A 19,024-nucleotide genomic window follows, 5' to 3' on the forward strand; every position below is an offset into this window, starting at 1 on the left:
GCGCGTCAGGCCAATCTAGGCCGCCAAAAGCGCAGCGTCAATCGCGGGCGACGCATGCGCCGCCCGCGATCCGTCGCGACTCAGCGTGCGTGTGCGTGCATGGCATCGATCGCCGCGATCGCGTCGTCGAGCGGCATCACGGCCGCATATTTCTGCTGCATGTCGAACAGGTTCGCGTCGTGCGGCGCGATCGCGCGATCGCCGACGCAATCCGCGAGCACGAGCGGGCGGAACCCGTGCGACATTGCGTCGACGACGCTCGCACGCACGCAGCCGCTCGTCACGGCGCCCGCGACGAGCAGCGTCTGCACCGCGCGCTGCGCGAGCCAGGGCGCCAGTTGCGTGCCGAAGAATGCCGATGGCACGGTCTTGCGTACGACGAGTTCGCCGGCCGCGGGCGTGAGCTCGGGCACGATCGCGCTGTTCGGATGATGCTCGGTCAGCGTCGCCATGCCGGGCACCTTCAGCGAGAAGACGTTGTCGTCGCTGCCGTCGTCCGCGTACACGATGCGGCTGTGCGCGACGGGCCAGCCGCGTTCGCGCGCCAGCGCGAGCGCGTGCGTCGTGCGTGCGATCGCCGGCGCGATGTTGCCGCCGCCGAACGTCGCGGGATCGGCGAAGCCGACCACGAAGTCGACGATCAGCAGGCCGATGTTGCCGTGCGGCGGCAGCGGCGTGCCGAAACCCTGCTGGCGGTAGACGTTCGCTTCGGCGTGATGGGAAAGATCGTTCATGGTGTCTGGCGCTCGTCGGTCACGCAGGTTGATCGGTCACGCGGCCGTCGCGCACGACGGTTGCGCCGTCGAGTTCGACCGTGCAGCGGCGCAGCGGAATGTCGATGTGGCAGGTGGTCGTGCGGTTGCCGCCGCCTTCGTTGTTCGGGCCGAGCGAGAACAGGAAGTTGCCCTCGAACGCGCGCGCGTCCATCCCGATCGTCGCCTCGCGGTCGTACAGCCCGAGCGTCGACCAGCGCGCGCGCGGCTGCAGCCCCCAGCCGATATGCGAGATCGCATAGCCTTCGGGGTCGGCGAAGGTCTCCATGTAGTCGCGCAGCAGGTCGGCGTCGACGCCGCCTTCGATGCGCGTCGCATAACCGCCTTCGACGGTCAGCGCGATCGGCTCGCTTACATAGTGCTTCTGCGGCAGCAGGATGTCGCCGCGGTCGATCACGATCGTGCCGCGCGCGGTGCGGTCGTTCGGGTAGGTCAGCGCGAAACCGCTCGGCCAGTGATCCCAGCGGCCGGGCGCGTCGACGAAGCCGTATTCGGCAGTCGGCGAGAAGTCGCCGAGCGGGCAGGTGAGCGCGGTGCCGGCCGCCGACGTCACGCGCATCTCGCGGGCGGCGGCGATTTGCTTCGCCGCGGCGAGCACGCGTGTGCGGTCGGCCAGCGTCGGCACCATCCGCACGAGCACTTCGGGCGGCTCGACCGCGAGCAGGATCTTCGTGCCGGATTTCAGGATCTCGTGCTGTTCGGGCGAGAACAGCAGCGTCATCAGGTCGAGCACGAGGTCGCTCTCGCGCAGCGCGGCGATCGCGGCCTTGTTGCCGGTCAGCGGCGTCGTGCCGAGATACGCGAGCGGGTCGCGGCTGAACGCTTTCTCGCCGTTCACCGGCGGCAGGTCGAGCCGGTTGACGATCGCGCCCATCGATTGCGTCGCGATCAGCGCGCACGACAGCGTCTGCGGGTGGGTGGCCGCGCTCGTCAGGATCGTGACGGTCTGGCCCGGTTCGAGGCGCGACAGCGTGAGCACCTGCTTCCACGCGTCGATCAGTTGGGTGTCGCTGACTGGCATCGTCGGCTCCGGTAAAGGCGTGAGGGAAAAAGGGCGGCCGCCGAGCGATCAGGCCGCGAGCGGCGCGCCGAGAAAGCTGCCGAACGCCGCGTAGAAGCCCGGCGCGTTGTCCCACGGGATCATGTGGCCGGCGTCGGGCACGCGCACGTGCTGCATCGACGGCGTCGCGCGCTGCAGTTCCGCGACGTCGTCGTCGCGCACCACGTCGCCGCGTTCGGCCGTGATCAGCAGCGATGGCACGGCCAGTTGTGCGGCGTCCGCATGGAAATCGTCGGTATGGAATCCTTCATAGCTCGCGCGTACCGCGCGCTCGTCGCAGGTATGCAGCCACTCGGCGCGCAACTGCAGTTCGGCATCGGTCCAGGTCGGGCAGAACGCGCGCATGCCTTCGGCGTCGGTGCCGGCGCGCGCGAGCGCCATCGAGTCGATGTACCACGGCAGCTTGCCCGGATAGTCGCGGCGGTTCGGGCCCGACACGGGCGGATCGACGAGCACGACGGATGCGAGCCCGCGGATGTCGCGCCGCGCCGCACGCGCGGCGATCCGCGCGCCCATCGAATGGCCGACGAGGCTCGTGCGCGGCAGGCCGAGCGCGGCGACGAGCGCCGCGACGTCGTCGGCCTGCGCATCGAGGCTGTAGTCGAGCGATGGCGATGCGTCGGACAGCCCGCGGCCGCGCACGTCGAGCACATAGGTGTCGAACGTCGCGCCGAATGTCTCACCGACGAAACCCCAGGTGATCGCGGGGCTCGTGATGCCGGGAATCAGCACGATCGCAGGGCGCGATGCGCGCGCGCCGGTCGCGCCGCCGTAGCGCAGGTAGTGCTGGCGGATGCCGTTCGCGCGGATGTTCGCGCCGTACAGGAAAGTCGAGGGCATGAATGGACTCCGTCGGAAGGGCAGCGTTCAGTACGCGCCGGACAGCAGCGCGCCGGCGCCGGGCACGACCGGCTCGAGGTCGAGCTCGCGCAGCATCGCGTAGGTGGTCGCGATCGCGGCCGTGATCACCGGCTTGCCCGTCATCGCCTCGACCTTCGCGACGGCCGGCAGCGACGGCATCTGCACGCATGCGGACAGCACGATCGCGTCGGCGTCCTGGTACGGCAGCGTTTTCACGATGTCGGGCAGGCGTGCCGGATCGTGACGGCCGACGTCGAGGTTGTCGGGAATTTCCAGCGCGCGGTAGCCGAGCACTTCAAAGCCTTCGTTGCGGATGTAGTCGACCACGAGTTCCGTCAACGGCTTCATATACGGCGCGACGACGACGATGCGCTTCGCGCCGATCACCTTCAGCGCGTCGACGAGCGCACCCGCGCTCGTCAGCACGGGCGCCTGTGCACCGTTGTCGGCCGTGTGCTTGGTCAGGCGCGCCTGCGACACGCGGTGGTAGCCGTGCCCCATCGCCATGATCGCGACGAGGCATGCGTAACCGAGCACGTCGACGCGCGCGTCGCTCAGTTCGACCGCGCAGCGGTCGGATTCGGCATCCATCGCCGCCAGTTCCTCCTTGACGACCTTCTTCATCCGCATCCGGCTCGAGTGATACGTGAAGCGCTCGGGGCGGATCGTTTCGCGCAACCGCAGCATTGCGGGGATCTCGGTTTCCATCGTCGTGTTGGAACTCGGCACGATCTGGCCGATGCGGTAGGTCTTGCTCATGACGGGAGGCTCCGTGTCGGTAAGGGAGGGGCGGCACGCTGGCGCGGGATCGCCGGATTTCGAGCAAAGTCTAGTGTGTACATTTGAAAATGGCAATGTATCAAAATGATGCTCGGCGCGTGTTGAGCGTTTGAGTACGTGGATATACGAGTATTTATCGGTGTTTTCCCGAATGAGATTGCAGCGATCAACAATCCGCTTGTCCTGAATAAATTGAGTGTGTACGCTAAATAAACGCCATTCAATCCGCCCGTTCTAGCGCCGCGTCAGGCGACGGGCTCACGATCAGGAGATCCGCATGAGCACACCCCGTATCGCAATCATCGGCGCCGGTCTCGGCGGCACGGCCGCCGCGGCGCTGCTTCAGCGCGGCGGCTACGACGTCGCGCTGTACGAGCAGGCGCCGGCGTTCTCGCGCCTCGGCGCGGGCATCCACCTCGGCCCGAACGTGATGAAGATCATGCGGCGCATCGGCTGCGAGGACGCGCTGAACACGATGGGTTCGCATCCGGATTTCTGGTACAGCCGCGACTGGCAGACGGCCGACGTGCTCGCGCAGATCCCGCTCGGCGACTACGCGCGCAAGACCTACGGCGCGAGCTACCTGACCGTGCATCGCGGCGATTTCCACGCATTGATGACGCAGGCGGTGACGCCCGGCACGATCCGCTTCGGCAAGCGGCTCGCGGCGGTGGAGGACACCGGCGACGCGGTGCGCCTGACGTTCTCCGACGGCAGCGTCGAGACGGCCGACATCGTGATCGGCGCGGACGGCGTGAATTCGCGGATCCGCGAGCACCTGCTCGGTGCGGAGCCGCCGCGCTATACGGGTTATGTCGCGCACCGCGCGGTGTTTCCGGCATCGCTGCTCGGCAACAAGCCGTACGACATGTGCGTGAAGTGGTGGTCGGAGGATCGCCACATGATGGTCTACTACGTGACCGAGAAGCGCGACGAGTATTACTACGTGACCGGCGTGCCGCAGGCCGAATGGCCCGAAGGCGTGTCGATGGTCGACAGCAGCCGCGACGAGATGCGCGACGCGTTCGCGGGTTTCCACGCCGACATCCAGCACCTGATCGACGTGTCGCCGTCGATCACCAAGTGGCCGCTGCTCGAACGAGATCCGCTGCCGCTGTGGAGCCGCGGCCGGCTCGTGCTGCTCGGCGACGCATGCCATCCGATGAAGCCGCACATGGCGCAGGGCGCGGCGATGGCGATCGAGGATGCGGCGATGCTCGCGCGCTGTCTCGACGAGGTCGGTGCGAGCGACTACGCGGGCGCGTTTGCGCTGTACGAGGCGAATCGCGCGGCGCGCGCGTCGAAGGTGCAGCTCGTGTCGCACAACAACACGTGGCTGCGCACGAACGAGGATCCGTCTTGGGTGTTCGGCTACGACGTGTTCGACGTGCCGCTCGTCTCGCCGTCGCGCAACAACGTGGCGGCCGCGGCCTGACGCGCACGCGATTCCCGCGCCGGCCGGCGCTTCGCTGTCGCGGGGATCGATGTGCCGGAACCCGTGTTTTTCGGCGTGTTATATGTCGTCGGGCGTGCGCCGGCCCTCGGCCTGCACGCCGCATTCCGGATCCATTCATGTCCCATCCCGCTTCTCCGTCGCGGCCGCTGGCGTTTCGCGTGAACGGCACGCCGCACACCTTCGACGAGGCCGCGCCCGACGCGCCGCTGCTGCTGGTCCTGCGCAACGACTGCGCGCTCAACGGCCCGAAATACGGCTGCGGGCTCGGGCAGTGCGGCGCGTGCACGGTGCTCGTCGACGGGCAGGCGACGCGTTCGTGCGTGGTGCCGGCCGCCGCCGCGAGCGGGCGCGACGTCACGACGCTGGAAGGGCTCGGGTCGCGCGACGCACCGCATCCGATCCAGCGCGCGTTCATCGACGAGCAGGCCGCGCAATGCGGTTATTGCCTGAACGGGATGATCATGAGCACGAAGGCGCTGCTCGACCGCAACCCCGCGCCGGACGATGCGGCGATCCGCGATGCGCTGCGTTTCAACCTGTGCCGCTGCGGCACGCACCTGGAGATCATCCGGGCCGTGCATCGTGCCGCACGCTATCTGCGGGACGGCGATGAAGCATGACCTGAACCCGCCGGTCGAGCAGGGGCGCGTGACGACGCACGAGCCGCGCGACGAAGGCACCGCCGACGTATCGAGTACGCATCACGCACGCTACGAATGGCCGGTCGGCGATACGCGCACGCACGCATCGCTCGATATCGAAACCCGGACCGCACCCGACGGGCGGATGACGAGCTGGCGCTATCGCGCGCAGGCAGCTAGCGCGATAACGGACGATCTTCGCGGTTCGACGATCGAGGGTAAGGAATCCGGCCCCGCATCGCCGTTCGTCTACCGGCACGCGCAGACGTCGATCGAACTGGCCGACGTCGGTCATGCAATTCCCGGCCATGCGCACGTGTTCGCCCGTGAATCCTTCGTCGACGAACTCGCGGGCGCGTTGCGGCGCGACCCGGTCGCGTTGCGCCTGCAGCATCTCGATGCAGCGCGGGATGCGGGGCCGCGCGAGATTATCCGGATGGTCAGCGAACGCGCTGCATGGGGCGCGCCGGTCGCGGCCGACGCGAACGCGCGTTCGCGCGTCAGCGGTCGCGGCTTCGCATTCGATGGCGCCGGCGCGCTTGCGGCACCGTCCGGCGGCGAACCACCGGCAGCAGCTGCCGCACGTGAAGGCGACACACGCTGGTCCGCATGGGTCGTCGATCTCGATGTCGACCGCGCGACCGGCGACGTCGCGGTGCGGCGCGTCGTGGCCGGACAAGGTGCGGGCAAACCGGGCGACGCATCGATGGCCGGTTTGCCCGCATGGCAGATCGAGGCGGCGATTTCGCGCGTGATGGGCGCGCGGTTGTCGGCGCGGCCCGCGCACGACGAGAGCGATGCCGGTGCGCAGCCGGACGCGATCGCGCATGAACTGGTTGCTTCCGACGATGCGGCGCACCGCGCGCACGGCGAACTGTCCGCGCACGATGCGCGCCGGATCGAGCAGGCGGCGGCACCGGCCGCGGCGGCGATCGCGAATGCGCTGTACGACGCGACGGGCGTGCGTTTTCGCGCACCGCCGTTCGATGCCGAGCGCATTCGCGCGGCCCTCGCGCAACCGGCGCCGGCTGATTCCGGCGATGGGCCGCATGTCGGGCCGCGCCGCGTTTCGCGCTGGCGCCGCTGGCTGGCCGGCGGCGGCGCGGGCGGCGTGGTCGGCGGGCTGATCGGGCTCGCGTGCGCGATCCTGCCGGGGCCCGCGCCGATCGCGCCTGTCGCACCCGGCGGCGCGGACGGCGCGATGTGGAGCGCGGCGATGCTCGAACGCGGCCGCCAGGTCGCGATCGCCGGCGATTGCGCGGTATGCCACACCGCGCCCGGCGGCGCGACCAACGCGGGCGGGCTCGCGCTCGATACGCCGTTCGGCACGATCTACACGACGAACCTCACGCCCGATCCGGAAACCGGCATCGGCACATGGTCGTATCCGGCGTTCGCACGCGCGATGCGCGAAGGCATCTCGCGCGACGGCACGCACCTGTACCCGGCGTTCCCGTACACGGCGTTCGCGAAGCTGAGCGAGCCGGACCTGCTCGCGCTCTATGCGTACCTGATGTCGCAGCCGCCGGTGAAGCATGTGCCGCCGAAGACGAAGCTGCCGTTCCCGCTCGACCAGCGGCGCCTCGTCGCCGGCTGGAACTGGCTGTTTCACGACGCGCGGCCGTTCGCGCCGGACCCGGCACGCTCCGCGATGTGGAATCGCGGCAAGTATCTGGTCGACGGCGCCGGGCACTGCGGCGCGTGCCACACGCCGCGCAATGCGCTGGGCGCGGAGAAGGGCGGCTTCGCGTACCTGTCGGGCGGCGAAGCGGAAGGATGGGTCGCGCCGCCGCTCGTCGCGTCGCCGGCCGCACCGGTGCCGTGGACCGAAGGCGCGTTGTTCGACTACCTGCGCACGGGCTTCTCCGCGCAGCACGGCGTCGCGGCCGGGCCGATGGCGCCCGTCGTCGCGGGGCTTGCGTCGCTGCCCGAGCCGGACGTACGGGCGATCGCGCACTACCTTGCGTCGCTGTCGCCACCCGTCGACGCCGCGGTGGCCGCAGACGCGGCCAGCCGTCAGGCACGCGGTGCGGAAACCGTCGCGACGCTCGGCCTCGAGAACGGCCGCCGCGCGTTCGACGCGGCGTGCGCGGTCTGTCACGCGGAATCGGGCGGCGTCGGGCATTTCGGCGTGCGCCCGCTGATGGGGCTCAACACGAGCGTCAGCCAGGCGGCGCCGGACAACCTGCTGCGCGTGCTGCATCACGGGATCGACCAGCCGGCCACCGACCGGCTCGGTTACATGCCGGGCTTCGGCGACGCGTTCGACGATCGGCAGATGGCCGAACTCGCCGCGTACATTCGCGCGCGCTATGCGCCGGGGCAGCCGGCGTGGCGCAACCTGGCCGAAGCATCGGCGAGGATCAGGCAGGAGCGCGTGCATTGACCGGCGCACGAGCGTGAGGGCACGAAATGGCGCGACGACCGGGCAAAACTACTTGCGCGATGAAAACGGGCGCGGCGCCGGGCTGTAAATCTTGCCTGCATCGGCCATCGTTTAACCATTCGAAACAATGTGTTCACTGAAAAGGGCATGATCTCCGGCGATCGGGCAGGCATACTGTCGCCTATGTTGTTCAATGCACGTCGGGCCGACGTGTGCCTGCCCTCATGTCCATGTCAGTTTCTTTTCGAACCCTGCGATGGTTGACCGTCGCGGCTGCCGCATGCTTGCTCGCCGCGTGTTCAACCGCTTCCGACGTGACCGCGACGTCGAACCCGAACGTATTCACCGTGACGACGCGCACGGTCGGCGTGTCGACGACGTGGGCCGATGCCCATGAGAAGGCCGTCAACGAAGCCACCAACTACTGCACGCAGCGCGGGATGCGCGCGAGCATGAAGCAGGAGTCGCTGACCGGCGGCCGCCGTGTCGACGCACGCTCCGAACTCGCGTTCGAGTGCCATCCGACCTTCGAGACGGCGTCGAACCCGCGCGGTTGAACGGCTCGCGGCATTGCCGTGCGACCGCCGCCTGAAGCGGCACCTGCGTTTTCCTTCCCCGGATGCAATCCGACCCGCGATACGCGCAAGCGCATCGCGGGTCGGCGCACGTCCGGCGTCGGCTGCGCAGGCTATGCCGGCTGTGCCTCGTACAGCTTCACGCATGCGGAGAAGTCGAGCGTGCCGAGCCCCTGCTGGCTCATCGACTGATAGAGCTGCTGCGCGACCGCGCCCATCCACACCGGCTGGTGCGCGCTTCGTGCGGCTTCGGTCGCGAGCCCGAGATCCTTCAGCATCAGGTTCGCCGCGAAACCGCCCGCATAACCGCGCGCGGCCGGCGCCGCGTCGTTCACGCCCGGATACGGGTTGTACGTGTCCGAGCTCCAGCAGCGGCCGGTCGACGTGTTGATGATGCCGGCCAGCACGGCCGGCTCGATGCCGAGCGCAGCGCCGAGCGCCATCGCTTCCGATACGCCCATCATCGAGATCCCGAGCAGCAGGTTGTTGCAGATCTTTGCGATCTGCCCGGTGCCTGTGCCGCCGCAATGCACGACGTTCCTGCCCATGTCGAGCAGCACGGGGCGGATGCGCTCGAACAGCGCGGCGTCCGCGCCGACCATGAAGGTCAGCGTGCCGGCCTGCGCGCCGCCGGTGCCGCCCGACACGGGCGCGTCGGCGAGCGGGAAGTCGCGCTGCGCGGCGGTTTCCGCTACCGCGCGCACGGTACCGGGGTCGATCGTGCTGCAGTCGATCAGCGTTGCGCCTGCGCGTGCGCCGGCCAGCACGCCGTCGTCGCCGAGGTAGACGGCGCGCACGTGCTGCGCGGCCGGCAGCATCGTGATCACGACCGCCCCGCGCGCGGCCGCGTCGCGCGGCGAGCCGGCCGCCGTTGCGCCCGCGCGCACCGCGGCGTTCACCGCGTTCGCGTCGAGGTCGAACACCGTCAGCGCGTGGCCGGCCTTGAGCAGGTTGGCGGCCATGGGGCCGCCCATGTTGCCGAGCCCGATGAATGCGATTTCCATGTGCAGTCTCCTGTGTGTCGACCGGACTTGGCGCTTCAGCGCTTAGTCCGGTCCCATGCTTCGCGGTCGACCGGACTTGGCGCTTCAGCGCTTAGTCCGGTCCCATGCTTCGCGGTCGACCGGACTTGGCGCTTCAGCGCTTGGTCCGGTCCCATGCTTCGCGGGCGCCCAGACCTGACGTTTCGACGCTTGGTCCGGCCGCATGCATATCTATCAGCGCAGCGCGATCGTCGTGTTCACGCCGCCGGCCGTCGCATCGTCGTCGAACCAGCGCGCGGTGACCGTCTTCGTCTGCGTGTAGAACTGCACGACCTGCTTGCCGTACGGGCCGAGATCGCCGAGCTTCGAGCCGCGCGAGCCCGTGAAGCTGAAGTAGGGTACCGGCACCGGAATCGGGATGTTGATGCCGACCTGGCCGATGTCGATCTCGCTCTGGAACTTGCGCGCGGCCGCGCCGCTCTGCGTGAACAGCCCGACGCCGTTGCCCATCGGGTTGCGGTTGACGAGCGCGATCGCTTCGTCGAGCGTGTCGGCTTCGAGTACGACCACGACCGGCCCGAAGATTTCTTCCGTATAGATCGACATGTCGGTCGTCACGCCCGAGAAGATCGTCGGGCCGACGAAGTTGCCGCGCTCGTAGCCGGGCACCTTCACGTTGCGGCCGTCGAGTTCGAGCTTCGCGCCGGCCTTCACGCCTTCGTCGATCAGCGACAGGATGCGTTCCTTCGCGGCCTTCGACACGACCGGGCCGACGTCGGTGCCGGCTTCCGCGCCCGCATTCACCTTCAAGCGCTTCGCCTTCTCGACGAGCTCGGGCAGCCAGTCGCGCGCCGGGCCGACGAGCACGACGACCGACGTCGCCATGCAGCGCTGGCCGGCCGCGCCGAAGCCCGCGCCGACGAGCGCGTTGATCGTCTGCTCGCGGTGCGCATCGGGCAGCACCACCGCGTGGTTCTTCGCGCCCATCATCGACTGCACGCGCTTGCCGTGCTGGCTGCCGAGGTTGTACACGTGCGTGCCGACGCGCGTCGAGCCGACGAACGAGATCGCCTTGATGTCCGGATGCGTGCACAGGCGGTCGACCACCGTCTTGCCGCCGTGCACGACGTTCAGGACACCTTTGGGCACGCCGGCCTCGATCGCGAGTTCGACGAGCTGCATCGTCGACAGCGGGTCCTGCTCCGACGGCTTCAGCACGAACGTGTTGCCGCAGACGATCGCCATCGGGAACATCCACAGCGGGATCATGCCGGGGAAGTTGAACGGCGTGATGCCCGCGCACACGCCGATCGGCTGGCGCAGCGTGTAGGTGTCGACGCCGCCCGCGACGTTCTCCGCGAATTCGCCTTGCTGCAGCGTGCCGATCGAGCAGGCATGTTCGACCACTTCGAGGCCGCGGAAGATGTCGCCCTGCGCGTCGGGCAGCGTCTTGCCTTGCTCGGCCGTCAGCGTGTGCGCGATCCGTTCGAGATTGCGGCGCACGAGATCCTGGAACTTCAGCATGATGCGCAGCCGTGCGCCGATCGGCGTCGTTTTCCACGTCTGGAATGCGCGCTGCGCGGACGCGATCGCGGCGTCGACCTCGTCGAGCGTCGCATACGGCACGCGGCCGATCGTTTCCTGCGTCGCGGGGTTGACGATGTCGCCCCATTCGGCACTTTGCGATTCGACGAACGCGCCGTCGATCAGCAGCTTGGCGGTGGGCAGGGCGAGGGTGGTCTGGGGAACTGCGGCGTTCATGGAAATCTCCGGGAAGGAAGCGGTGTTGCGATCAAAAAGGGAGCCTGTATCCGCCGCACGTGCAGGCGCGGCGGACAGCAGGACGAACCGGGTTCGGACGGATGCCGGCCGGCGTGCTCAGGCGCGCGGCGGCCGCATCAGTGCGGTACACACGAGCGCGAACACGCCGAAGCCGACGAGGTATGCGATCACGTAATGCGGCTGGCCGCCGCCGGCCTTGAGCAGCGACGTCGCGATCATCGGCGCGAAGCCGCCGCCGATCACGCCGGCGAGCTGCACCGACAGCGAGATGCCGCTGTAGCGGATTTCCGCCGGGAACTGCTGCGCGAACAGCAGCGATTCCGGCGCATAGAGGATCGGGAACACGACGCCGAGGCCGAGCACGATCGCCCACCATGCGTACGACGTCTGCTGCGTGCCGAGCATCATGAAGAACGGCGCGGCGAACGCGCACATCAGCACGAGGCCGATCGCGAACATCCGGCGCTGGCCGATGCGGTCGCTCAGGTGGCCGCACAGCGGCATCGTGACCAGCGACAGCACGGCGCCGGCCGTGATCGCGTGCAGCATCTCGGCCTTCGGCAGATGAAGCTGCTGCGTCGCGTAGGCGAGCGCGAACGTGACGACCATGTAGAACCACGTGTTCTCGGCGGCGCGCGCGCCGACGATCGTCAGCACTTCGCGCGGATGGCGGCGCAGCGCGGCCGTCACCGGCGACTTCTCGGCCTTGCCCTGGCGTTGCATCTTCTCGAAGTCGGGCGACTCGGGCACCTTCGCGCGGATGAACCAGCCGAGGCCGACGAGCGCGATGCTCGCGAGGAACGGCACGCGCCAGCCCCACGACAGCATGTCCGCTTCCGGCAGCGCGGCCACCGCGGCCATCGCGAGCGACGACAGGATCAGGCCGAGCCCGACACCCGTCTGCGGCAGGCTGCCGAACAGCCCCTTGCGGCCCTTCGGCGCGTGTTCGACGGCCATCAGCACCGCGCCGCCCCATTCACCGCCGACGGCCATCCCCTGCAGGAAACGCATCGCGATCAGCAGCGCGGCCGCCCAGTAGCCGATGCTGTCGTACGACGGGATCAGCCCGATGATCATGCTCGGCACGCCCATCAGCAGCAGCGTGATCATCAGCATCGACTTGCGGCCGATCCGGTCGCCGAAGTGGCCGAACACGATGCCGCCCATCGGCCGCCCGATGAAGCCGACCGCGAACGTGCCGAACGCGGCGAGCGTGCCGACGACGGGGTCCAGCGACGGGAAGAAGATGCGGTTGAACACGAGCGCGGCGGCCGTGCCGTAGAGGAAGAAGTCGTACCACTCGATCGTCGTGCCGGCCATGCTGGCCCAGCCGGCCAGCAGGTAGTGCTTCGCGGTGCGGGCGGGGGCCGGCGTCGCGACTGTCGCATGCTCATCGAGGGTGGATCGGGTCTGCATGGTGTCTCCGTGGTGGGTGCCGCGGCTCATGGTCCGCAGGTCACGGTCGAGTATAGTTATGCGCAGATTCATGATGTACCGATAAAGAAACCGGTTGGATGTGCATTTATGCATATCGGCGGCCGGCCCGGAGACTCCAGCCCCTTTTTCCTCGCCGATGCGACATGCCACCGAGCCGGTTTCCGGCAACCTGAACTGGGACGACCTGCGCTTTTTCCTCGAAGTCGCGCGCACGCAGCGCGCGAGCGGTGCCGCGAAGCGGCTCGGGGTCGACTACACGACCGTCGCGCGGCGCGTTCGCGCGCTCGAGGCCGCGATGGGCACGCTGCTGTTCGACAAGTCGCGTTCCGGCGGCTTCACGCTGACGGCCGAAGGGCAGCGGCTCGTCGCGTATGCGGACGCGATGGAGACGACCGTGCAGTCCGCATGCGACCAGATCGCGAACACCGGCGAGGCGCTGTCGGGCCACGTGCGGATCGGGTCGACCGAAGGGTTCGGCTGCTTTTTCCTGGCGCCGCAGCTCGCGCAGTTTCGCGCCGCGCATCCGCATGTGACGGTCGACCTGCTGCCGGTCCCGCATTTCGTCAACCTGCCGAAGCGCGAGGCCGACCTGGCGATCACGCTCGAGCGGCCCGAGCGCGGGCCTTACGTGGTCACGAAGCTGTGCGACTACCAGTTGCGGCTCTACGCGACGCGCGACTATCTCGCGAGCCATGCGCCGATCGCATGCACCGACGATCTCGCGCGGCACGCGTTCATCAGCTATGTCGACGATCTCGCGTTCAGCAACGAGCTGCTGTACCTGGACCGCGCGGTGCCGGGCGCGACGGCCGGGCTGCGCACGACGAGCGTGATCGCGCAATATTTCGCGGCGCTGCAGGGCGGCGGGCTCGCGATCCTGCCGTGCTTCATGGCGGCCACGCAGCCGGCGCTGGTGCCGGTGCTGCCGGACGACGTGGTCGTCACGCGGTGCTTCTGGCTGACCTGCCGCGAGGATCTGCGCAAGCTGCGGCGCGTGACCGCGCTGTGGGATTACCTGCGCGCGGCGGCGGATGCGAACCGGGAATTGCTGATGGGGGAGTCGGGGACGTTGAAATTCGTCGGCGAGCCGGCATAGCGGGTGACGGAAGCGGTGGCGATTCGCGCTGCGCTCGCGGCGAAGGGGCGAACCGCGCAGCCGGCATTCAACCCGGGCAGCCGAGCCGATCCGCGAGTTCGTTCAGGTCCCTGACATCGAAGTCCCACGCATCGTCGGCTTCCAGGTCGGTCGTCTGGCCGGGCCCGTGTTCGGTCGGCCGCAGCACGAACGCGGTCGACAGCCCGAGCCGGCGCGCGGCGGCGAGATCGCCGTTGTGCGCCGCGACCAGGCACAGCTCGGCCGGCGCGACGCCGAGAATCTCGACCGTGTCGCTGTACACCTGCGGCGACGGCTTGTACGCGCGGACGACTTCCGCGCCGAGGATCGCGTCCCACGGCAGCCCCGCGCGTTTCGCGACGTCGACCATCAGCCGGATGTTGCCGTTCGACAGCGGCGCGATGATGAAGCGCCGCTTCAGCCGGTGCAGCGCGGCGACGGCGTCGGGCCACGGGTCGAGGCTGTGCCACGCGAGGTTGAGCGCATCGATTTCCGCGTCGGGCACGTCGACGATTCCATAGCGGTCGAGCGTGCGCACGAGGTTCTCGCGATGCAACACGTCGAGCCGCACGTAGCGGCGGCGGCCGCTGCGGATTTCTTCCATCGACGGCGAATATTCGGCGCGCCACGCATCGGCGAATGCGAACGGATCGAGCGCCGGCGCGTGGCGTTCCAGAAAGGTCGCGGCGCCGCGTGCGACGCCGCTTCTCCAGTCGACGATCGTTCCGAAGACATCGAAAACGAGCGCCTTGATTTCGGCAGGGTTCGTCATGGTGATCCAGTGAAGGTCGTTCGATGAGGACACACATCGCCGTGCCGCCGGAATGCGCGACGCCGGTTCGATCGACATTGAATCACGGATACGAAAACGCGGCTTGGCGGGGCCGCGATGTCTTCCTGGTGCCGCCGGAACGGGGGAAGGGCAAGGGCGCGGCCGCCGGCCGGAAAACACCGGCGGCCGCGCGCGTCGGGCCGGTCAGCTCCTGTCGTACGAGAACTGGATGCCGGCCGTGCCGCCGGTTTCGATGAACAGGTTCACGAACGCCGGCACGGTGGCGCTGCGCGCCCAGTCGCGCTGCAGCTCGCAGAACAGTTGCGCGACGCTGATCATCCGGCCGCCGGCCTGCTCGATGCGGCGCAGCGCGGCTTCGTGCGCGGCGACCGACGTGCCGCCGACCGCGTCGACGACCACGTACACCTCGTAGCCGGCCTTCAGCGCGTCGAGCGCCGGGAACGTCAGGCACGCTTCGGTCCACAGCGCGGTCATGATCAGCTTCTTGCGGCCGGTCGCCTCGACGGCCTTGCGGAACTCGACGTCTTCCCACGAATTGATGCTCGTGCGGTCGTAGGTCGGATAGCCTTCGAGCGCCGCGCGCAGTGGGGGGATCGGCGGCTTGTTCAGGCCCGTCTTCACGTTGACGGTCGAATGGACGATCGGCAGGTCGTACGCGACGGCCGCCTTCGACGCGCCGACGATGTTGTTGATCAGCAGCTGGCGATCCATCGACGCGATGGAGTTCACCTGGACCGGCTGGTAGTCGATGACGATGAACGCCGCATTCTGCGGGGTGAGCAGGTGGTCGTTCGCGGGGTCGCGAATCGGTTCGCTTGCCATGGTTGCCTCCAGAGACAGTGCAGGAAGTGAGGGGGAGCTTCGAGCTTGGTGAATCGGTCGGGTAGCCGACGGAGTCGACCGGAAAAAATCCCGGCCGCCGCGACAACATCGATCCAAGTCGAAACAGGATGCTATTCATGCAACAACCTGCGTTCCAGTCCCTTAAAATGCCGTCAGTGTTCTATGAATGGAACAATCATGGATGACCTGAACGACCTCTACTATTTCGTGAAGGTGGTCGAGCATGGCGGGTTCACGCAGGCCGGGCGCGCGCTGGATGTCCCGAAATCGACGCTGAGCCGGCGTATCGCGGCGCTGGAGGCGAAGTACGACGTGCGGCTGCTGCAGCGCACGACGCGTCATTTCACGGTGACGGAAACCGGGCGCGAATTCTACGAGCGCTGCCTCGCCGTGCTGGTCGAGGCCGACGCCGCGCGCGAGGTGATCGAGCGCCGGCACGCGGAGCCGCGCGGCATCGTCCGCGTGAGCTGCCCGACCGCGCTGCTCGAATATCGCGTGAGCGAACTGGTCGCGCGCTTCATGGTGCTCCATCCGCAGGTGCAGGTGCATCTCGAGGCGACCAACCGCCGCGTCGACCTGCTGAGCGAAGGGTTCGACCTTGCGCTGCGCGTGCGCTTTCCGCCGCTGGAGGACAGCGATCTCGTGATGCGCATCCTCGGCGACAGCCCGCAGCGGCTGGTAGCCGCGCCGCAATGGTTGAACGGGCGCGACGCGCCGTCGGACCCGGCCGAGCTGGCCGGCGCGCCGAGCCTCGACTGGGGGCCGGCGCGGCATCACGTGTGGCAACTGGTCGGGCCGAACGGCGAGCACACGCAGTTGCGCCATCATCCGCGCTTCATCACCGACGACATGCATGCGCTGCGCGACGCGGCGATTCACGGCGTCGGCATCGTGCAGTTGCCGTGCATGGTCGTCGAGGACGACCTGCGTAACGGCACGCTGGTCGACGTGCTGCCCGGGTGGGCGCCGAAGGGCGGCGTGATGCACGCGGTGTTTCCGTCGCGGCGCGGGCTGCTGCCGCGCGTGCGTCTGCTGATCGACTTCCTGGCCGAACACATCCGGAAGGATTGACGGGCCGCATCAACCGCGCGTAAGCCCTGATGCGCGCGGACGCGCGGGGTGTCACGGATTGGTGTTAAATACATTTCGGCGCGTTCTGGCTCGGCGCGCAACGGGGCGCACCGGGCATCCGCGTAAACCCGGAGCGAAAACGGCACGAAGGATCGAAAACGAATCGGGCGCATCAGACCCGATCGGACTGACGGCAGGATTCAACTTGAATACCGAACCGCAAAGTTCTCGTTACAGCCTCGGGCTCGCCGCGGAAGTGCTCGCGTCGGAGCAGAGCGTGCTGAGGCTGATCACGCGCAACACACCGCTGCCGGAACTGTTGATCGAAGTTTGCCGGCGCGCCGAGACTTTGCTCGGCGACGGCGCATCGTGCACGATCCTGCTGCTCGATACGGACGGCGTGCACGTGCGTGTCGGCGCGGCGCCGTCGTTGCCCGCGCAGTACAGCGCCGCGATCGACGGCGCGTCGATCGGACCGGCGGCGGGCTCATGCGGCACGGCGATGTACGAGCGCCGGATGGTCGCCGTCGAGGACATCGAAACCGATCCGCTGTGGGCCGACTACCGTTCCGTCGCGTTGCCGCTGGGCCTGCGCGCGTGCTGGTCGGTGCCGTTCCTCGACGAGGCAGGCACGGTGCTCGGCGCGTTCGCCGTCTATCACCGCACGCCGCGCCGGCCGAGCGACGAGGAAACCGCACTGTTGCGCGATATCGGCAACAGCGTCGGCCTCGCGGTTCACCAGGACCGGATGGTGCGGCAGCTCGCGCGCAGCGAGGAACATCACCGGCTCGTCGTCAACAGCCTGAACGAAGGAATCCTCGTCGTGTCGCGCGACGGCGTCGTGGTCGCGAGCAACCCGAGCGCGAACCGGATGATGCGCGTGAGGGGCGACCTCGTCGGCCGCCGGCTGTCGACGGTGATCCTGCGCAAGCTGCACGAGGACGGCACGCCGATCGCGCCGGACGACTGGCCGAGCCGGATCGCGCTCGTGACGGCCACGCCGCAGCTCGGCTACACGGTCGGCTTCGGCCTGGCGGACGGCGACATCATCTGGGTGCGCGGCAACGCGGTGCCGATCGTGAAGCCGGGCGAGACGCAGGCCGACTCGGTGCTGGTGTCGTTCAACGACATCGGCCCGGTGCGCGAAGCGCAGCAGCAGTTGCGCTACCTGGCGACGCGCGATGCGCTGACGGGCCTCTACAACCGCCGCTGGCTCGGCGACCGGATGCGCGAGTTGTTCGGCCGGCACGATGCGGCGGCCGGGCCCGCGCGCGTCGCGATCCTGTTCATCGATCTCGTCGGTTTCAAGAAGGTCAACGACACGGCCGGCCACGATGCCGGCGACGCGCTGCTGCGCAGCGTCGCGGCGCGGCTCGAAGCCTGCGCGGGCGGCCGGCATGCGCTCACGCGCGTCGGCGGCGACGAGTTCGTGATCCTCGTCGAGGACTGCGACGATCCCGACTGTCTCGCGGTGCTCGCACGCGAGGTGATCGACGCGATCGCGAAGCCGTTCGAGATCGCGAACAACGAGTACTGGCTCGGCGTGTCGATCGGGATCAGCGCTGCGCCGCGCGACGGCGACGACGCCGTCACGCTGATGCGCAACGCCGATTCGGCGATGTACGACGCGAAGCAGCGCGGCCGCAACCACTTCACGTTCTTCACTGCGCAGCTCAACCTGCGGCTGCAGCGCCGCTTCGCGGTCGAGCAGTCGCTGCGGCGCGCGCTCGCGTCGGACATGCTGCGGCTCGCGTATCAGCCCGTCGTCGATGCGCGCAGCGGCCGCACGGTCGGCGCCGAGGCGCTGCTGCGCTGGACCAGCCCCGAACTCGGGCCGATGTCGCCCGCGGAATTCATTCCGGTCGCCGAAGATACGGGGCTGATCGTCGCGATCGGCCAGTGGGTGCTCGAAACCGCGTGCCGGCAGATGGCCGAATGGCGCCGCACGATCGCGCCGGACCTGATGCTGGCCGTGAACCTGTCGCCGCGGCAGTTCCACGAAGGGCTCGTCGAATCGGTCGGCCGCTGTCTCGCGCAAACGCGGCTCGATCCGTCCGCGCTCGAGCTCGAGATCACGGAAGGACTGCTGATGAACGACACGGACACCGTGCTGCCGATGCTCGAAGCGCTCACGGACATGAACGTGCGGATTTCGGTCGACGATTTCGGCACAGGCTATTCGTCGCTCGCGTACCTGAAGCGCTTTCCGCTGCACAACCTGAAGGTCGACCGCTCGTTCGTATCGGGCGTGCCCGATCATCACGATTCGGTCGCGATCACGCAGGCGGTGGTCGCGATGGCGCATTCGCTCGGGATGAAGGTCACGGCCGAAGGCGTCGAGACGCAGGCGCAATCGTGGTTCCTGCAGCAGATCGGCTGCGACATGCAGCAGGGCTACCTGTTCAGCCGGCCGCTGGAAGCGAACGACTACGCGCGCCGTCTCGGCGCCGCGTGAGCGCGGATTGCGCG

General features: G+C 68.5%; 16 protein-coding genes. 7 read left to right on the forward strand and 9 right to left on the reverse strand.

Features of this window, described 5'->3' with window-relative positions:
• Positions 1-80: 80 nt before the first annotated feature.
• The 4 genes from MRS60_RS18120 to MRS60_RS18135 are packed head-to-tail and all read right to left on the reverse strand — an operon-like array spanning position 81 to position 3,453.
• Complete coding sequence (locus MRS60_RS18120; RefSeq protein WP_034179869.1) at positions 81-734, reverse strand: isochorismatase family protein; 654 nt, start codon at positions 732-734, stop codon at positions 81-83.
• Between the two features lie 19 nt (positions 735-753).
• On the reverse strand, positions 754-1,794 hold the full coding sequence (locus MRS60_RS18125) for a 2,5-dihydroxypyridine 5,6-dioxygenase (RefSeq protein ID WP_243566335.1): 1,041 nt from the start codon (positions 1,792-1,794) through the stop codon (positions 754-756).
• A gap of 48 nt (positions 1,795-1,842) precedes the next feature.
• On the reverse strand, positions 1,843-2,673 hold the full coding sequence (locus MRS60_RS18130; protein ID WP_105392132.1) for an alpha/beta fold hydrolase: 831 nt from the start codon (positions 2,671-2,673) through the stop codon (positions 1,843-1,845).
• Between the two features lie 27 nt (positions 2,674-2,700).
• The gene (locus tag MRS60_RS18135) at positions 2,701-3,453 is read right to left on the reverse strand and encodes a maleate cis-trans isomerase family protein (protein WP_034179866.1); all 753 of its coding nucleotides are present in this window, start codon (positions 3,451-3,453) and stop codon (positions 2,701-2,703) included.
• Positions 3,454-3,751: 298 nt separating this feature from the next.
• On the opposite strand from MRS60_RS18135, the gene MRS60_RS18140 reads away from it, so the two are divergent.
• The 4 genes from MRS60_RS18140 to MRS60_RS18155 all read left to right on the forward strand — a co-directional run bounded on the left by MRS60_RS18140 (position 3,752) and on the right by MRS60_RS18155 (position 8,514).
• Positions 3,752-4,909, forward strand: a complete 1,158-nt coding sequence (locus MRS60_RS18140; protein WP_034179865.1) for an FAD-dependent monooxygenase — start codon at positions 3,752-3,754, stop codon at positions 4,907-4,909.
• Positions 4,910-5,046: 137 nt separating this feature from the next.
• Complete coding sequence (locus tag MRS60_RS18145) at positions 5,047-5,550, forward strand: (2Fe-2S)-binding protein (RefSeq protein ID WP_105392134.1); 504 nt, start codon at positions 5,047-5,049, stop codon at positions 5,548-5,550.
• Positions 5,540-7,957 carry a c-type cytochrome gene (locus tag MRS60_RS18150; RefSeq protein WP_243566336.1) on the forward strand — a complete coding sequence of 806 codons (2,418 nt, stop codon included), beginning with the start codon at positions 5,540-5,542 and terminating at the stop codon, positions 7,955-7,957. The genes MRS60_RS18145 and MRS60_RS18150 overlap by 11 nt, the downstream gene beginning before the upstream one ends.
• Before the next feature lie 224 nt (positions 7,958-8,181).
• Positions 8,182-8,514, forward strand: coding sequence for a hypothetical protein (locus tag MRS60_RS18155; protein WP_034179862.1), 333 nt, complete (start codon positions 8,182-8,184; stop codon positions 8,512-8,514).
• Positions 8,515-8,645: 131 nt separating this feature from the next.
• Here MRS60_RS18155 and mmsB read toward each other — a convergent pair whose 3' ends face one another.
• The 3 genes from mmsB to MRS60_RS18170 all read right to left on the reverse strand — a co-directional run bounded on the left by mmsB (position 8,646) and on the right by MRS60_RS18170 (position 12,713).
• The gene (gene mmsB, locus MRS60_RS18160) at positions 8,646-9,536 is read right to left on the reverse strand and encodes a 3-hydroxyisobutyrate dehydrogenase (protein ID WP_243566337.1); all 891 of its coding nucleotides are present in this window, start codon (positions 9,534-9,536) and stop codon (positions 8,646-8,648) included.
• 213 nt (positions 9,537-9,749) lie between these two features.
• Complete coding sequence (locus MRS60_RS18165) at positions 9,750-11,276, reverse strand: CoA-acylating methylmalonate-semialdehyde dehydrogenase (protein ID WP_217590636.1); 1,527 nt, start codon at positions 11,274-11,276, stop codon at positions 9,750-9,752.
• 117 nt (positions 11,277-11,393) lie between these two features.
• Positions 11,394-12,713 (reverse strand): MFS transporter, encoded by a 1,320-nt coding sequence (locus MRS60_RS18170; RefSeq protein WP_034179859.1) that lies wholly within the window; start codon positions 12,711-12,713, stop codon positions 11,394-11,396.
• Between the two features lie 157 nt (positions 12,714-12,870).
• Between MRS60_RS18170 and MRS60_RS18175 the strand changes: the two genes are divergently transcribed.
• The gene (locus tag MRS60_RS18175) at positions 12,871-13,830 is read left to right on the forward strand and encodes a LysR family transcriptional regulator (RefSeq protein ID WP_217590637.1); all 960 of its coding nucleotides are present in this window, start codon (positions 12,871-12,873) and stop codon (positions 13,828-13,830) included.
• Between the two features lie 67 nt (positions 13,831-13,897).
• Here the strand turns inward: MRS60_RS18175 and MRS60_RS18180 are convergent, their stop codons facing one another.
• Positions 13,898-14,620 carry a haloacid dehalogenase type II gene (locus MRS60_RS18180; RefSeq protein ID WP_105392139.1) on the reverse strand — a complete coding sequence of 241 codons (723 nt, stop codon included), beginning with the start codon at positions 14,618-14,620 and terminating at the stop codon, positions 13,898-13,900.
• Between the two features lie 204 nt (positions 14,621-14,824).
• Entirely contained in the window at positions 14,825-15,463 is a 639-nt protein-coding gene (locus MRS60_RS18185) for a hydrolase (protein ID WP_034179856.1), read from the reverse strand.
• 198 nt (positions 15,464-15,661) lie between these two features.
• Between MRS60_RS18185 and MRS60_RS18190 the strand changes: the two genes are divergently transcribed.
• A complete protein-coding gene (locus MRS60_RS18190) occupies positions 15,662-16,555 on the forward strand; it encodes a LysR substrate-binding domain-containing protein (protein WP_243566338.1) in 894 nt (297 codons plus the stop codon).
• Positions 16,556-16,760: 205 nt separating this feature from the next.
• A complete protein-coding gene (locus MRS60_RS18195) occupies positions 16,761-19,010 on the forward strand; it encodes a putative bifunctional diguanylate cyclase/phosphodiesterase (protein ID WP_131945701.1) in 2,250 nt (749 codons plus the stop codon).
• The last annotated feature ends 14 nt before the right edge of the window (positions 19,011-19,024 follow it).

This window comes from Burkholderia pyrrocinia, assembly GCF_022809715.1.
Lineage (GTDB): Bacteria > Pseudomonadota > Gammaproteobacteria > Burkholderiales > Burkholderiaceae > Burkholderia > Burkholderia pyrrocinia_C.

Bases quoted from the DNA above. Each gene is read 5' to 3' on its own strand.
- MRS60_RS18120 (WP_034179869.1), bottom strand. From the start codon at position 734: ATGAACGATCTTTCCCATCACGCCGAAGCGAACGTCTACCGCCAGCAG.
- MRS60_RS18125 (WP_243566335.1), bottom strand. From the start codon at position 1,794: ATGCCAGTCAGCGACACCCAACTGATCGACGCGTGGAAGCAGGTGCTC.
- MRS60_RS18130 (WP_105392132.1), bottom strand. From the start codon at position 2,673: ATGCCCTCGACTTTCCTGTACGGCGCGAACATCCGCGCGAACGGCATC.
- MRS60_RS18135 (WP_034179866.1), bottom strand. From the start codon at position 3,453: ATGAGCAAGACCTACCGCATCGGCCAGATCGTGCCGAGTTCCAACACG.
- MRS60_RS18140 (WP_034179865.1), top strand. From the start codon at position 3,752: ATGAGCACACCCCGTATCGCAATCATCGGCGCCGGTCTCGGCGGCACG.
- MRS60_RS18145 (WP_105392134.1), top strand. From the start codon at position 5,047: ATGTCCCATCCCGCTTCTCCGTCGCGGCCGCTGGCGTTTCGCGTGAAC.
- MRS60_RS18150 (WP_243566336.1), top strand. From the start codon at position 5,540: ATGAAGCATGACCTGAACCCGCCGGTCGAGCAGGGGCGCGTGACGACG.
- MRS60_RS18155 (WP_034179862.1), top strand. From the start codon at position 8,182: ATGTCCATGTCAGTTTCTTTTCGAACCCTGCGATGGTTGACCGTCGCG.
- mmsB (WP_243566337.1), bottom strand. From the start codon at position 9,536: ATGGAAATCGCATTCATCGGGCTCGGCAACATGGGCGGCCCCATGGCC.
- MRS60_RS18165 (WP_217590636.1), bottom strand. From the start codon at position 11,276: ATGAACGCCGCAGTTCCCCAGACCACCCTCGCCCTGCCCACCGCCAAG.
- MRS60_RS18170 (WP_034179859.1), bottom strand. From the start codon at position 12,713: ATGCAGACCCGATCCACCCTCGATGAGCATGCGACAGTCGCGACGCCG.
- MRS60_RS18175 (WP_217590637.1), top strand. From the start codon at position 12,871: ATGCGACATGCCACCGAGCCGGTTTCCGGCAACCTGAACTGGGACGAC.
- MRS60_RS18180 (WP_105392139.1), bottom strand. From the start codon at position 14,620: ATGACGAACCCTGCCGAAATCAAGGCGCTCGTTTTCGATGTCTTCGGA.
- MRS60_RS18185 (WP_034179856.1), bottom strand. From the start codon at position 15,463: ATGGCAAGCGAACCGATTCGCGACCCCGCGAACGACCACCTGCTCACC.
- MRS60_RS18190 (WP_243566338.1), top strand. From the start codon at position 15,662: ATGGATGACCTGAACGACCTCTACTATTTCGTGAAGGTGGTCGAGCAT.